Below are 13,460 nucleotides of genomic sequence, written 5' to 3'. Positions count from 1 at the left end.
TATATATCATTCTTTGTATTTTTTCTAGCAATTTTTTTATTTTTTTAGCTTATTTTAAATGTATTTTATTTTTATATTAAATTTTTTATTTTATAACTCATATCAGCTATATTTTTATAATTTTTTATTTATTTCATTATTTCTTATAATATTTTTTGAAAAAAGAGGCTGTTTCAAAATAATTTTGAAACAGCTTTTTTATCTTTCTATTTAACTCTAATATTATCTAATACTTTAAGCATATCTTGCGGCAATTGATTAGTCTGTACCATAATAGCCATACCTGCATCTAATAATACACTTGTTCTAGCTACTTCTATCATTTCTTCTGCTATATCAGCATCTCTTACTCTACTTTCTGATTCTTGGGTAATTAACTCATATTGACTTAAATTACTCATAGTACCTTCAAATTTGTTTACAATGGCACCATATTTACTTCTAACATCTACCACTTTATTTATAGCTTTATCCACTTCTTCTAATGCCTTATCTGTAAAATCTGCATCTTCTTTTTCCACTAAATTCTTTAAATCTTTAAGTTCCCCTGTTAAATTAAAAAATTCTATGTCCATAGAATCTCCTACATCAGGACCTAATTGCATACTTCTTTCTTTTATTTTATTATCAAATAGCTTTACTCCATTAAATTCAGAATTAGCTACAGCCTCGTCGTAGCTTGCTATCATTTGACTTATTTCCTCTTTTATAATTTCTTTATCTTCTTTTGAATTACTTCCATTGCCATATTGTACAGATAATTCTCTTATTCTGCCTAAAATAGAATTCATAGAACTTAAAGAACCATCAGCTGACTGTAACATACTAACTCCATCTTGTACATTTCTGTTAGCCATTTGAAGTCCCCTTATGTTCATTCTCATTCTTTCACTTTTGGCTAAATTATTAGGATCATCCTTAGCAGAATTTATTTTCTGTCCTGAGGACACCCTTTTCATTGCCACACTATTACTCTTTAAGTTCTTTGAATACTCCCTGTAAACATTTAGCGACGCTAAGTTATGATTTAATCTCATAATATTCCACACTCCATTGAATTTAGTTGTATTATGAATGTATTATCGTAAATATTATGTAGAACTTTACTAACGTACAAGAAATTCTTTATTTTAACTTTATCCTATGATAATATGAAATTATGTATAAAAAAATTAAATTTAATCTATAATACATAATACATACATTATGTGTAAAAGGAGGAAAAACTATGAATACTGTAATTTTAACAGATTCTAGTTGTGATTTACCTTTAGAATATATAGAGGAGAACAACATAAAATTTTTAAGCTTAACTTATAATTTAAGTTATGGAAGCTTTCCAGATGATTTTGGCAAAACCATGAGTCATGAAAAGTTTTATAATGAATTACGAAAGGGTGAATTATCAACTACATCTCAAATAAACGCCTATTCTTTTAGAAAATGTTTTGAAGAACTTATAAAAGAAAATAAATCTATATTATATTTAGGATTTTCTTCTGTTTTAAGTGGATGCATAAATAGTGCAGAAATTGCTAAAAATGAACTTTTAGAAGAATACCCTAAGGCAGATATAACAATTATTAATACTAAAAGTGCCGCTATTGGCCAAGGACTTTTAATACTTAAGGCAGTAGAAATGCTAAAAAAGGGATCATCTAAAGAAAATATTATATCTTGGATAGAAACTTATAAATATAATATGAATCATTGGTTTATTGTAGATGATTTAATGTATTTAAAAAGAGGTGGAAGGCTTTCAACATTTTCTTCTGCTATAGGAACTTTGATGAATGTAAAACCTATGCTAACTCTAAATAATGAAGGTGCTATAGTAAATACAGCTAATATCCGTGGAAGAAAAAAAGCAATAAAATCTCTTTTAGAAGTATATGAGAAAAATAGAGAGAACTTTGAAGATGAAACCATTGGCATAAGTCATAGTGATTGTTTGGAAGATGCCCAGTATCTAAAGGAACTAATTTTAGAAAAATACAATATTAAAAATATATTAATTGGTTCTATAGGTCCTGTAATAGGCTCTCACACAGGACCAAATGCCTTGACTTTATGCTTTTTAGGAAAGAAAAGAGAAAATTAAAAAAATATGGAGAAATTAAAACTTCTCCATATTTTTTACTTTAACTAATTTTCACATTATCTTTTTCATTGGTTTCTTCTTTTTTCTTACCATAATCTAAAAATTGAATTTCTTCTGATGTTATTTGTGTTATATACCTTTTGGTTCCATCTTCTCTTTCTAGCACTCTTATATTTACTCTACCCATTATACTTATTAATTTGCCTTTTTTTAAATAAGGGTGAAGGGCTTCTGCTGCTCTTCTCCAATAGGACACTGGGATAAAATCAACATCTTTTTCACCATTAGAATTTAAATAGGGTCTTTGCACAGCTAAAGTAAGATTTAACACAGGTTTGTTTTCTACTCCTACATACCTTAGTTCAGAATCCTTAGCCAATCTTCCAATTAACATAACTTTATTCATCATCTTTTCACCTCAAATTAATCTATTATATAATTATTATGATTCTATCCAAATTACAATTTTATAATCAATTTATTAAAATTTGATATAATAATAATTAGTTATTCACTATAAAAAGGGAGGTTTTAATCGTGATTAGAAATTTTAATAATAAGACACCAAAAATACATAGTAATTCTTTTATAGAAAGTACTTCTTGCATAATAGGAGATGTAACCATAGAAGATAATGTTAGTATATGGTTTAATGCTGTTTTAAGAGCAGATCATAATAGTATTTATGTAGGTAAAAATAGTAACATTCAAGATAATTGTACTTTACACATAGATACCAATTTTAAAGTGAAAATAGGAGAAAGTGTTACAGTGGGACATAACTCTATACTGCATGGTTGTGAAATAGGAAATAATACTTTAATAGGAATGGGTAGTATTATTTTAAATGGCGCTAAAATTGGAGAAAACGCTATAGTAGGAGCTGGCACATTGATTCCGCAGGGAAAAACTTTTCCATCTGGTGTACTTTTACTAGGAAGTCCTGCTAAAATTATAAGAAATTTAACTTCTGAAGAAATAGAAAACATAAAAAAATCTTCTGATGAGTATGTAAAACTTTCCAAAACATATTGATTTTAAAAAAGGGGCTGTCACATTAAGAATAAATGCTACAATATATTGTATGTAAATTCTTTAGTGTGATAGTCCCTTTAAATTTATTATCATACATCCATATGCATTATTATTTTATATTCAAAATACATCTCTGTTAAAATAATAATTGGAGAGATATAAGTTAAAATTCTTATATTATAATTACTTATAAATACTTTAGAAGAAGTAAGTAACATAGGTAATATAAATATTAGAAATGTGGGTATTATTTTTTCACTATTTTCCTTAAACAAAATCTTCCCTATAGTGTTTATGATTAAACTTATAAGCAAATAGTTTATGCTAATTAAAGTTATAAATAAATAATTTACAATTATAGACTTTAAAAAGCCTACAAATCCACTTTTAAATAAAAATCCTAAATACCAAAAACTTTCATCCTTCCTCAGTATTATCCATATAGACATAAAAAAAGCTATCATCAAAAACATAATATTTCCTATAATTTTCTCATTTATAAAATATCTCTTTCTTTTGTATCCTAAACCTGTAAAAAGTCCTAATTCGTATTTTATGCCTTTATAACTTATGGAACTTACTAATACAGGAAAATAAATAGGTATCACTGCACTACTTATTGTATATCCTTTCTCTGTTGATACTATCATTAAAAAAGCCTCAAGTATAATTCCCATTATAGCCCAAAAGGCTATAGCTAGAGGAAATCCTTCACTTCTCATTTTTATGTCAAATTGTCTTTTTAACTTTTCATAGTCACCTTTATATATACTATTCATAATATCACCTGTCTTGAATATCTTTTAGGGACAATCCCACAAATAGTTTTTGAATACCTAGGGGTTCTATTGAGAGATTCTTTTCTGTAATTTTTTCTTTTAAAACATTTGGGATTTCTTGAAAAACCCAAAGAATTTTACTGTTTCCATATACTTCAGAATTTATTACATTTAAATTATTCTCTATTTCTTCTATGGTATTCCTCTCTCCCTTTATATAAAAAGATTTTTCCCTTAAAGAATCCATTTCTTCATTTAGCAATACCCGTCCCCTATCCATTATGATTAGTTTTTCAAATAATCTACTTACTTCATCCAAATAATGGGTGGAAAATATTATAGTTCTTGGATATCTTTCATAATCTTCTAATAATATTTTATAGAATAATTCTCTATATACAGGATCTAACCCAGAATAGGGTTCATCATATATAGTTAAAGGTGCTCTACTGGCAAGTCCTATTATTAAATTAACCATAGCTTTCATTCCCTTAGAAAGCTCATCAAAAACTTTATTTTCATCTAATTGGAACTTTTTTATTAATTCCTTTCTAAATTCTTCATCCCAACTAGGATAAAATTCTTTTAGTATATTTAAAATTTCACCTATTTTTAAATAGGAAGGAAGTATTCTATCTGATGATGTAAAACATATTTGAGAAAGTATTTTTTCATTTTCAAAGGGTTCTTCTCCAAAGACTTCTATATCTCCTGAACTTTTTATGTAATAACAGGATATTATCTTTAAAAGGGTAGTCTTTCCTGCACCATTTTTTCCTACTAATCCATATATCTTATCTTTTTCAATTTCCAAGGACAGATTATCTAAAACCTTTTTCTTATTAAATATTTTATTTATTCTTTCTACCTTTACAGCTAATTCCATGGTATTCACTCCTTTAGTTTATTTCTACAGTTTCTAAGGCTATATGGCTCATTTTTAAATTAAAAATTATTATAGCCATAGTAGCTGGCACAAAATACACAAAGTTATTAAAACTATAATAGGAGGCTGTAACAACTCCAAACCTTATAGCTAATATAATATAGAAAAATATCATCCCAATTTGCAGGGCTTCATAACTACTTTTTCTCAATATTATGATAAAGATTTCTAAACTAAAACACATTAAATAAAATAAGAAATTCACTATAAAGATCATGATTATTAATTTATAATCTATTATCAAATGATTTTTCAGAACTTGTTCTTTAAAAAACAATGTGAAAATAGTTGATATAATTGTTAAGAACAAGGTCATTATAATAGAATATTTTAATCTATCTTTAAAAAAACTTTTTCTAGTTTTGCTAAACTGTATGTACATAACAAAAGTATTTATTTTTAAAGCAATGAAACTAGTAAGGAGCATAATAAATTTAATTAATCCATCCATAATATAAAGATCTAAATCATTTTTATTTATGCATATTCTGATTATAAAAGTAATTATAATAATCAGAATAAAAAAATACACACCTATTTTATCTTTAATATGCAATTTAAATAACTTCCAATTCATAGCATCACTCCCTATAATCCTTTATCATATTTATAATATCTTCTTTGGAAAGTTCTAATTTTTGCCCTTCTTTTAATGTTTCTAATATATAATCTTTAAAAAATCTTTTTCTTCTTTTATTTTTTATATATTCTAAAGCTCCACTTTTTACAAACATACCGATACCTCTTTTTTTATATAAAATTCCTTCATCTACTAAAAGGCTCATTCCCTTTCTAGAAGTAGCTGGATTTATACCATAAACTTCAGAGAATTGAGTGGTGGACATTACCTGACTTTCTTCTTCTAAAAATCCATTTAATATATCATCCTCTATTCCTTCTGCAATTTGTAGATATATAGGTTTTGAATCATCTAATTTAATTTTCAATAAAATTCACCTCTTAGTTTACATCCTTTCTCTTATATGCTATTAAAATTGAATAATATAAAAACATATTTAGTATAGCTAAAATTATAAGTAGTATATAAAACCTTTTTGTACTACTCCAAATGAAAATAAATCCATACACAATATTATTTGATATAAAACTATGTAGTCTTTTGAAAAAGAACTGTCCCAAGTTAAGGAATGCCACTATTGAATAAATATACTGTTTTTCCTTTACTGTGAAGTAAGTTACTATTGTAATCATAAAAATATTCATTGTTATTATTCCTAAGAAATTAATTATATAAGTATGTGCTTTTGCTTGTATTATTGGAATTGGAACAATGTGTGTATTTTTTATAGCTCCTATATACTTTAAATAAAAAAGAAAAATAGAGTATATAATAGTTATCATGGCTATTATTATATAATTATTTATATAAAATTCTTTTCTTGTATATCTTAAATCTAAAAAAAATTTTAATTCTCTGTTGAAATCTTGAATTAAAACTGTTATATCAATAAAATATATAATAAATCCTATCCACCATAGACTTACCGTAGAAGTTGTACTTTCTGAAGCTACATCTAAAATTATTGCACTAGCTAACATTGCAAAAATCAATATAAGCATTTTTAGTATTTTACTTTGACTTTTTGAAAATATCTTAATTTGACTTTTGAATTTTTTTATGTTAATTACTCTTGATACACTCATAGTTTTACTCACCTCTTTGTTATTGGTTAGTTACTAATATAACTAAGTATATCACCCTTTTATCATTAATACAATAAAAAAATCCCCAAGTCTTGTTAAAACTTGAGAATTTTTTATTTTATTAAACTGCTATATTTTTAATATCTTTGTTTAAATGAACTCCTACAAGTTTCCATACAAAATAAATGCAAGAAACCTTTATAGGTACTTCTATCAGGTTTTTAATTATTCTTAGTCCAATTATAGCATATACTCCTTTTTTAGTTAGTATTGATAACCAAACAGTATTTAATCCTATGTTTACAAATAGCATAACAGAGATTACAGCTAAAGCGATATTAAGTATTTTTTTAGGTTTATTATGAAGAAAATATCCATAAATTACTCCTGATAATGCATTACTTATAGTAAATCCTGGGAAATATGCTCCTTTTGGGAATACCATCATACCTATAAGATCTGCTAAAGCTCCAACTATTCCACTTGCTATAGGACCAAATAAAGCACCTGATAAAGCTAGAGGTATAAATCCAAAACTTATTCTAATTACTGGTGTTTCTATACCTAAAAATCTTGTAAGTAACACTTGAAGCGCAATTAAAAAACTTAAAGTCACTAACTTTTGAATGTTCCTCATAGCTCCACCTCCTTCACAAAATTTTAAACTTGCTAATAGAGAAGTGGGCTACATTGTTAGCGGAAGCGGTATATGCATCGCAAAATCCAAAAGATTTTTTCGTCTAGTGGCAACATCCTATCCAACTAGCACTTCACGCGCAATCACCTACTCTAACTAGCAAATTCATCATCCTAATTATAATACAAAACCTTTCAAAATAACAGCTATTTTTTGAGTTTTAAGAAAATTGTCAGTATATTAAAACTTTAGATAATTAAAGTATTAAAACCTTATCTTATAAACAAATTCAACTAAAACTAAGATGACACTGTTAAAAAACAATGTCATCTTAGTTTTAGTTGTGTTTAACTATATTTAATGTAATTACTTATAGCATATTGATTTTTACACTTGTTTACAAATTATTCTAATATACCTTCTTATCAAATGGTTCTGAGTTAATATATAAGTGGAATAAATTGTCTGCATCCTTGTGGTTTATCTTTCCATCTACCAATTTTCTATGCAGAATATATAGATTTGCATTCATTTCTGGATCGCTATATCTAACATCCCTCATCTTCTGTTCTATTTTTTCTACAAGGGTTATGGAATTATCCTCTAATATTTTATCTATAATTTGTATAATTTCCTCTGCATCTTTAATAATAGGTTTTTCTTTTGATGTAATCTTGATCCCAGTAGCTCTAGATTGTATTTTTTTTAAAATATTTTTATCTACAATTAATTTATCATCAATCATGGATTTCTCCCCTTCATAATTATTATTTTCTCTTCAATAATTTTCGGAGATTATAGGTAATTCTTTAACTATTATAATTTTAGTTCTTAGATTGCTTCTTAGAAACTCCACCTATACTTTCTAACTGTGCTCTGAAATTGCTTCTTATATTTTTTAAGTATTTTTCTCTAAGTTCAGCTTGCTCTATTTTTTCTTCCTCTGTTAAACCTTCTTCCTTACTTTTTTTATATAAATAGTTTATTCTCTCAATAAGTTCTTCTACCTTCAAGTTTTCTCCTCCTATAAAATATATTTAAATATGATTAGTAAATTACTCTTAAATTATATCATAGTACATAAATAATTAACAATTTTTATATTCACTAAAATATAAAAACTCCCCTTATTTAAAAGAGAGTTTTTAATTAAATTATCCTATTAAATTTTTAATGGCTTCTAAATTCCCTTTTACATTACTATACATAAATTGGCTATAATTAATTAGAACATCCGTTTTAACTATATCCATTAAAGAAATCGCTGTATTCACATCAGTTATAACTGATAATGATGAATTAATATTTAAATTTGAATTAGAAGTATTCATTAGAGTATGTTTTAAATTATTATAATATGCTCCATTTTCTGCTCTTATTTTATTTATTTTGTCTACGGCGTTTTGGGATTTTAAAATAGTATTTTGTGAATTCTCTTGGGTGGATGCATCTGCATCTTTAAGTTCTAAATTTTCTAATTTCAAATCATAAAGTTTTATTTCCATACTAGTATATGGGTTATCTTTAGTTTGTATGGTCAAACTTCTATCATATTTTAGAACTTTAATTTGGTTGAATTCTGTATTTTCCACAGTTGTTTGAATTGCTTCTTTAATTTGTTTTAATTCTTCATTTAATGCTTCTCTATCTTCATCTACTAAAGTTCCATTACTAGAATGAACACATAATTCTCTAATTCTATGAAGATTATCTGTTATATCACCTAAAGCTCCATCTACTACTTGTAAAAGGGACATCCCATCTTGTATATTCCTTTCTGCCTGGGAAAGACCTCTTACCTGTGCTTTAAAACTTTCGCTAATGGTTAATCCTGATGCATCATCTGCTGCTCTATTTATTCTTCTACCAGTAGCTACTTTTTCTGTGACTTTTTCTTTAGTATCTTTAAATTTATTTATTCTATTAGTTGAAGAGAAAGTATATATATTGTTTATTAACACTGTTTCACCCCCTATCTACAAAATTGAATTTAAACCCCATTAATTTATCGGATGTATTTAAGAAAAATTAAGTTTTATTATACATATTTTAATTAATCTTTATATACATTTAATTTATGGTATAACTCTGTAGGTTTGTTTCTAAATTACTTTTCCACAAATTAATTTCAGGTGTTAATCTTTTTTCTATTATCTTAAAACATTGTTTTACATCTCCATCATAAAAGTTTTCTCTTAATTTCATAAATGAATGTAAAATAACTTCAGTTGAGCTTACTTGTTTATTTATACTTTTTTCTGAAGGTAAAACTTTTAAAGATTTTTTACAAACTATTACAGATTCTATTCCTTCATCTATGATAGTTAGAATTTCTCTAGTTTTAAATTCATACAGATTTTTTTCTATATAATCTACAGCTTCTATTAAAGTTTTTGAAGTATCTACTAGATATTTAATAATTTCTATATGTTCTTCTTCATATTGTTCCATATCCTCATCCCCTTATATTTTATCGTATTTCTTTTTATGTTCTTAATATATATTATATACCAATATTTAATTTTATTAAAAGACTATAAAAAAGCTCCTAACGGCCGATATAATATATGTATAAGTATAAAATAATTATGATAATAGGAGTTTTAATCATGAAAAAGCTAAATTTACAAACACTTATTGATGGGGTACAAGATATGCCTCTTATTCCTGATAGGATAAATAAAATATTGAAACTTGTAGAAGACCCCGACTCTACAGTAGCAGATGTAGAGTTAGAAATTTTAAATGATCAAAGTTTAACAACAAAAATCTTAAGACTTGCAAACTCTACATATTATGGATATGCAAGAAAAATAAGCACTGTATCGGGGGCTACCGTACTTTTGGGATTTCAAGCTATTAAAAGTATAGTTATAGCTTCTGCCGTAAGTGAATTTCTTATAGCAGAACTCCCTGGTGGTTACCGTATGGAAAAATATGATCTTTGGAACCAATCTCAAACTTGTGCTATAATTTCAAGACATATAGCAAAAGAAATTAAATATAAAAATCCTGAACAGGCATATATTGCTGGACTTTTACGAGATATTGGCAAGACTATTTTAAATTATTATGTAGCCAAAGAATATGAAACTATTTTAAATAAAGTAGAAAATGAAGGACTTTCATTTTTACATGCTGAAGAAACTATCTTAGGATTCAATCATGGTGACGTCGGAGGGAAAATAGCTAAAAAGTGGAATCTTCCAAAAGAATTAGTTGAAAGTATTCAATATCATCACAATCCAGAAATATGCGAATCTAACACCAAGTTAATCTCCATTGTACACTTAGCCGATACCATGACTATGATGATGGGTGTAGGCCTAGGTGTTGATGGACTTGCTTATAATTTTTCAGAATCTGCACTTAAAACTTTAAATCTTACACAAAATGATGTTGAATATTTATATGCAACCTCCATGGAATTTTTATATGATAAAGAAAGTTTTAGTATAGCAAATATTTAGTATTTAGGGACGGTTAACATCTATATATTATTAAAAACTAAATATCATATTATCGTAACTGTTCTTTCTGTATTAAATTTAACTTACTTTATTTATTATATTTAATTTAGTCTTAAATGTTATATACTGTTTTTACATATCGAAGCTTGTACTTTTTTTATTTTAAGCATATTAACAACACCTTTTATTAAAATTAAAAATAAAAGGTGTTATTATAATCAATATAAAAATTTCAAACTAAATTATAAATAATATTTAAGTACATTCTGCCATCTTTAAGTTATTATGTTCCAAAACAAATTTGTTTATTAAATTTTTGTATTTATCCTCCGTTGATATAAGTTCAACTCCTATATAACAAAGCCTAGATACAGTTGATTGAGTAATATTCCCAAGAACTTTGCATATATCCTTACAAGTGTAGTTACAAAGACTTCTCATTAATATCGAAGCTAGTGCTTTTACACTTCTTGAATTTTTATTATTTCTAGCATAAAACATTATTTCATTTATTCCTGTTTCTTTTGAAATAAACTTTATTATATCCTGAGGATCAAAATTCCTTGCTATTACTTTTCTTTCACTTCTATATTCTGTTTTTTCATCTTTAAATTCCAATTCACTTTTCATTTTTTCATCATTACATATGTAAACTAATTTAGCATAATTTTCTCTTGCTTCTTTTACATTATTACTAAAAAACTGCATTATAAATCCTTCATCTAAAAGTCCTGTATCATCTTTTTCAAACCCTAAATACACCTTTAAACTTGAATATTTATATTTTTCAGGACAGTTTTCATATCCTCGTATATCTAATGGATTATTGTGAATGTAAGCAGATAACATTATAAGATATCTTCTTGTATCTACTATTTTGCTTTTGAATCTATCTTGAAATAAATGACCATTCCTTTTATAAATACGATTAAAGCTTATTGCATAGCTAAAGTTTAATCCATGCATTATTTTTGATATATCCGCACCGTTCGAATCTATTATGAAATGTCCATGATTACTCATTAAACAATAGGCATATACCTTAAATTTATAAATCTTTTGATACTCCCTCATTTTATTTAGATATCTAATTTTATCTTCATGTTTTTTAAACAAGGGTACCTCTGTTATACTTCTTATCATTATATGATATATAGCATTTTCTGATTTTTGTCTTCTCATCCTTGGCAATAAAAACACCTCATTTCATAGTTAATATTTCAATTATTAACATGAAATGAGGTGTTTATTCATTTATTTAGTTTTTAAATTAAATAAATTTACTTAACCGTCCCTTTATTTTCTTATTTCTCTATTATCTCTATTTCTCTAAGATAAGTATTTATTTTTTTATTTAAACTATATATCCTTATATTAGATTTTAGCTTTGCTATAAATAATCCCTTATCTACAGGTTTTAAAATAAAATCATCTGCTCCAGCACCTAAAATGCTGGATAACGTTTTAGAATTGCTTAAGGAAGTAATAGCAATTATAGTAGCCTTTATATTATTTCTTCTAATTTGTCTTATGATATTTTTACCATATTCATTTTGTAAAACAAGATCTATTAAGTAAATATCATAGGTTTTATTGCTATCTATTAATTCCTTACCTGTTTTATAAAGCTCTAAATTTTCTATTCCATAGTTCTTTAGAATATCCCTAACTATGGCATATTCTAAAGAACTATCCTCTACTATAGCAATTTTTGCCTCCCTCAAATCTCTCATATATCCATCTTCTTCTAATACAGCCTGCACATGTTTAGATATCTCTTCTTGTAAATCTTCTTTTAATATATAGTCACTTATGCCAAGGTTAAAAAGACTCTTCTTTTTCTCATTTATATTATCGCCTGTTACTACAAATATGGGGATTTCCTTTTTATCGCTGGAATTTATGTCTTTTATAAATTCTTCTATACTTCCACCTTTTGCTAAAAGAGAAGTTATAATAAGATCTACATCATTATTTTCTATAATATAGCATGCCTCACTAAAATTGTCTGTATTAATATATTCATACCCCTGCTCCTCTAACATTACCTTTATTATGTTAGAAAAAAATTCACTCTGTTCAATATGTACTACTATATACATATTCATCCCCCTTCTTCTAATAAATAATTATCTACCATTCTGTGTTTTAAATTAAATCTCTTAAATATACCTATTATCTCGTTTATGCTTGTCATAAATTTATATAGAAACTTTAATTTTAGTTATTCAATAAAAAACTAATATAATTATAAAAACTTATAAACTTTTATTTTCTATATTTTAGATTAAATAACTTAACTGTCCCTTTATACTCTATAATTCTTTAATTAGAAACTTTATTTTATTCTTTAACACATTATCTGCACCTTTAAAATCGCCCTTTTTTAAATATGTTTTTAAATCTCTATAATAAGCTCTTAATACAATACTATTCTTAATATCCTTTTCTTTATTAATGTAATTTTCTAAACCCTTAATAGAACTTTCTATGCTTTCTGTAGCTTCTATAGATATATCTATTATTTCTTCACTTTCTTTTGATATATCTTTATTTTTTATATCCTTTTCTATGTAGTCATTTCCTTCTTTTAGAGTTTTTAAAATTTCTCCTATGCGACTTTTTATATCTTCTTCTTTAAATCTTTCCGATTCCTTTTTAGCTATAGAAATTTTATCTTTATAGAATATAGTATTTATACTATTTAAAAAATTATTAGATTTTACTGCAAAGGATAATGCTATAAATATAACGCTTAGGGAAAATGCAATTTTTTGCTTATTTATTTTGATTTTCATTCTTATTCCTCTACCCATTTGATAGGTTA

The 13,460-nt window shown here is 25.9% G+C and carries 18 protein-coding genes and 1 riboswitch; of the genes, 3 read left to right on the top strand and 15 right to left on the bottom strand.

The annotated features are described in order from the left end of the window. Window positions 1-206: 206 nt before the first annotated feature. Window positions 207-1,037 carry a flagellin gene (locus B5D21_RS01530; RefSeq protein WP_035125091.1) on the bottom strand — a complete coding sequence of 277 codons (831 nt, stop codon included), beginning with the start codon at window positions 1,035-1,037 and terminating at the stop codon, window positions 207-209. Window positions 1,038-1,228: 191 nt separating this feature from the next. Here B5D21_RS01530 and B5D21_RS01525 point away from each other — a divergent pair, with 191 nt between their 5' ends. Then, entirely contained in the window at window positions 1,229-2,101 is an 873-nt protein-coding gene (locus B5D21_RS01525) for a DegV family protein (RefSeq protein WP_035109524.1), read from the top strand. A gap of 40 nt (window positions 2,102-2,141) precedes the next feature. On the opposite strand, the gene B5D21_RS01520 is transcribed toward B5D21_RS01525, so the two are convergent. Beyond that, window positions 2,142-2,507 carry a single-stranded DNA-binding protein gene (locus B5D21_RS01520; RefSeq protein ID WP_035109522.1) on the bottom strand — a complete coding sequence of 122 codons (366 nt, stop codon included), beginning with the start codon at window positions 2,505-2,507 and terminating at the stop codon, window positions 2,142-2,144. 131 nt (window positions 2,508-2,638) lie between these two features. Between B5D21_RS01520 and B5D21_RS01515 the strand changes: the two genes are divergently transcribed. Then, the gene (locus tag B5D21_RS01515; RefSeq protein ID WP_011099878.1) at window positions 2,639-3,136 is read left to right on the top strand and encodes a gamma carbonic anhydrase family protein; all 498 of its coding nucleotides are present in this window, start codon (window positions 2,639-2,641) and stop codon (window positions 3,134-3,136) included. An 89-nt stretch (window positions 3,137-3,225) separates the two neighbouring features. On the opposite strand, the gene B5D21_RS01510 is transcribed toward B5D21_RS01515, so the two are convergent. The 10 genes from B5D21_RS01510 to B5D21_RS01465 form a co-directional block, all read right to left on the bottom strand. After that, window positions 3,226-3,915, bottom strand: a complete 690-nt coding sequence (locus B5D21_RS01510) for a hypothetical protein (protein WP_011099879.1) — start codon at window positions 3,913-3,915, stop codon at window positions 3,226-3,228. A 4-nt stretch (window positions 3,916-3,919) separates the two neighbouring features. After that, a complete protein-coding gene (locus tag B5D21_RS01505; protein WP_035125086.1) occupies window positions 3,920-4,801 on the bottom strand; it encodes an ABC transporter ATP-binding protein in 882 nt (293 codons plus the stop codon). A gap of 13 nt (window positions 4,802-4,814) precedes the next feature. Next, window positions 4,815-5,438, bottom strand: coding sequence for a hypothetical protein (locus tag B5D21_RS01500; RefSeq protein WP_011099881.1), 624 nt, complete (start codon window positions 5,436-5,438; stop codon window positions 4,815-4,817). 4 nt (window positions 5,439-5,442) lie between these two features. Next, window positions 5,443-5,808 (bottom strand): GntR family transcriptional regulator, encoded by a 366-nt coding sequence (locus B5D21_RS01495; protein WP_011099882.1) that lies wholly within the window; start codon window positions 5,806-5,808, stop codon window positions 5,443-5,445. 13 nt (window positions 5,809-5,821) lie between these two features. Continuing rightward, complete coding sequence (locus B5D21_RS01490) at window positions 5,822-6,526, bottom strand: hypothetical protein (RefSeq protein WP_035125083.1); 705 nt, start codon at window positions 6,524-6,526, stop codon at window positions 5,822-5,824. A 121-nt stretch (window positions 6,527-6,647) separates the two neighbouring features. After that, window positions 6,648-7,163, bottom strand: coding sequence for a folate family ECF transporter S component (locus B5D21_RS01485; RefSeq protein ID WP_011099884.1), 516 nt, complete (start codon window positions 7,161-7,163; stop codon window positions 6,648-6,650). A 55-nt stretch (window positions 7,164-7,218) separates the two neighbouring features. Next, window positions 7,219-7,320, bottom strand: a riboswitch (THF riboswitch). A 252-nt stretch (window positions 7,321-7,572) separates the two neighbouring features. After that, a complete protein-coding gene (locus B5D21_RS01480; RefSeq protein ID WP_011099885.1) occupies window positions 7,573-7,908 on the bottom strand; it encodes a hypothetical protein in 336 nt (111 codons plus the stop codon). Between the two features lie 79 nt (window positions 7,909-7,987). Then, window positions 7,988-8,176 carry a DUF896 domain-containing protein gene (locus B5D21_RS01475; RefSeq protein WP_035109508.1) on the bottom strand — a complete coding sequence of 63 codons (189 nt, stop codon included), beginning with the start codon at window positions 8,174-8,176 and terminating at the stop codon, window positions 7,988-7,990. A 141-nt stretch (window positions 8,177-8,317) separates the two neighbouring features. Continuing rightward, window positions 8,318-9,124, bottom strand: coding sequence for a flagellin (locus tag B5D21_RS01470; RefSeq protein ID WP_011099886.1), 807 nt, complete (start codon window positions 9,122-9,124; stop codon window positions 8,318-8,320). Window positions 9,125-9,233: 109 nt separating this feature from the next. Next, window positions 9,234-9,614 (bottom strand): DUF8042 domain-containing protein, encoded by a 381-nt coding sequence (locus tag B5D21_RS01465; protein WP_011099887.1) that lies wholly within the window; start codon window positions 9,612-9,614, stop codon window positions 9,234-9,236. A 158-nt stretch (window positions 9,615-9,772) separates the two neighbouring features. Here B5D21_RS01465 and B5D21_RS01460 point away from each other — a divergent pair, with 158 nt between their 5' ends. Beyond that, complete coding sequence (locus B5D21_RS01460) at window positions 9,773-10,633, top strand: HDOD domain-containing protein (RefSeq protein ID WP_035125080.1); 861 nt, start codon at window positions 9,773-9,775, stop codon at window positions 10,631-10,633. A gap of 255 nt (window positions 10,634-10,888) precedes the next feature. On the opposite strand, the gene B5D21_RS01455 is transcribed toward B5D21_RS01460, so the two are convergent. The 3 genes from B5D21_RS01455 to B5D21_RS01445 all read right to left on the bottom strand — a co-directional run bounded on the left by B5D21_RS01455 (window position 10,889) and on the right by B5D21_RS01445 (window position 13,431). Further along, window positions 10,889-11,815 carry a transposase gene (locus B5D21_RS01455; RefSeq protein WP_242651303.1) on the bottom strand — a complete coding sequence of 309 codons (927 nt, stop codon included), beginning with the start codon at window positions 11,813-11,815 and terminating at the stop codon, window positions 10,889-10,891. Window positions 11,816-11,937: 122 nt separating this feature from the next. After that, window positions 11,938-12,735: a response regulator gene (locus B5D21_RS01450; protein WP_035125076.1), complete on the bottom strand. Its 798-nt coding sequence runs from the start codon at window positions 12,733-12,735 to the stop codon at window positions 11,938-11,940. Between the two features lie 213 nt (window positions 12,736-12,948). After that, window positions 12,949-13,431 (bottom strand): hypothetical protein, encoded by a 483-nt coding sequence (locus B5D21_RS01445; RefSeq protein ID WP_035125074.1) that lies wholly within the window; start codon window positions 13,429-13,431, stop codon window positions 12,949-12,951. Between the last annotated feature and the right edge of the window lie 29 nt (window positions 13,432-13,460).

This window comes from Clostridium tetani (assembly GCF_900167265.1).
Taxonomy (GTDB): domain Bacteria; phylum Bacillota; class Clostridia; order Clostridiales; family Clostridiaceae; genus Clostridium_G; species Clostridium_G tetani.
This window is presented reverse-complemented; position numbering and strand designations above follow the sequence as displayed.

Coding starts and splice junctions, on each gene's coding strand:
- B5D21_RS01530 (WP_035125091.1), bottom strand. CDS start 1,037: ATGAGATTAAATCATAACTTAGCGTCGCTAAATGTTTACAGGGAGTAT.
- B5D21_RS01525 (WP_035109524.1), top strand. CDS start 1,229: ATGAATACTGTAATTTTAACAGATTCTAGTTGTGATTTACCTTTAGAA.
- B5D21_RS01520 (WP_035109522.1), bottom strand. CDS start 2,507: ATGAATAAAGTTATGTTAATTGGAAGATTGGCTAAGGATTCTGAACTA.
- B5D21_RS01510 (WP_011099879.1), bottom strand. CDS start 3,915: ATGAATAGTATATATAAAGGTGACTATGAAAAGTTAAAAAGACAATTT.
- B5D21_RS01505 (WP_035125086.1), bottom strand. CDS start 4,801: ATGGAATTAGCTGTAAAGGTAGAAAGAATAAATAAAATATTTAATAAG.
- B5D21_RS01500 (WP_011099881.1), bottom strand. CDS start 5,438: ATGAATTGGAAGTTATTTAAATTGCATATTAAAGATAAAATAGGTGTG.
- B5D21_RS01490 (WP_035125083.1), bottom strand. CDS start 6,526: ATGAGTGTATCAAGAGTAATTAACATAAAAAAATTCAAAAGTCAAATT.
- B5D21_RS01485 (WP_011099884.1), bottom strand. CDS start 7,163: ATGAGGAACATTCAAAAGTTAGTGACTTTAAGTTTTTTAATTGCGCTT.
- B5D21_RS01480 (WP_011099885.1), bottom strand. CDS start 7,908: ATGATTGATGATAAATTAATTGTAGATAAAAATATTTTAAAAAAAATA.
- B5D21_RS01465 (WP_011099887.1), bottom strand. CDS start 9,614: ATGGAACAATATGAAGAAGAACATATAGAAATTATTAAATATCTAGTA.
- B5D21_RS01460 (WP_035125080.1), top strand. CDS start 9,773: ATGAAAAAGCTAAATTTACAAACACTTATTGATGGGGTACAAGATATG.
- B5D21_RS01455 (WP_242651303.1), bottom strand. CDS start 11,815: ATGAGAAGACAAAAATCAGAAAATGCTATATATCATATAATGATAAGA.
- B5D21_RS01450 (WP_035125076.1), bottom strand. CDS start 12,735: ATGTATATAGTAGTACATATTGAACAGAGTGAATTTTTTTCTAACATA.
- B5D21_RS01445 (WP_035125074.1), bottom strand. CDS start 13,431: ATGAAAATCAAAATAAATAAGCAAAAAATTGCATTTTCCCTAAGCGTT.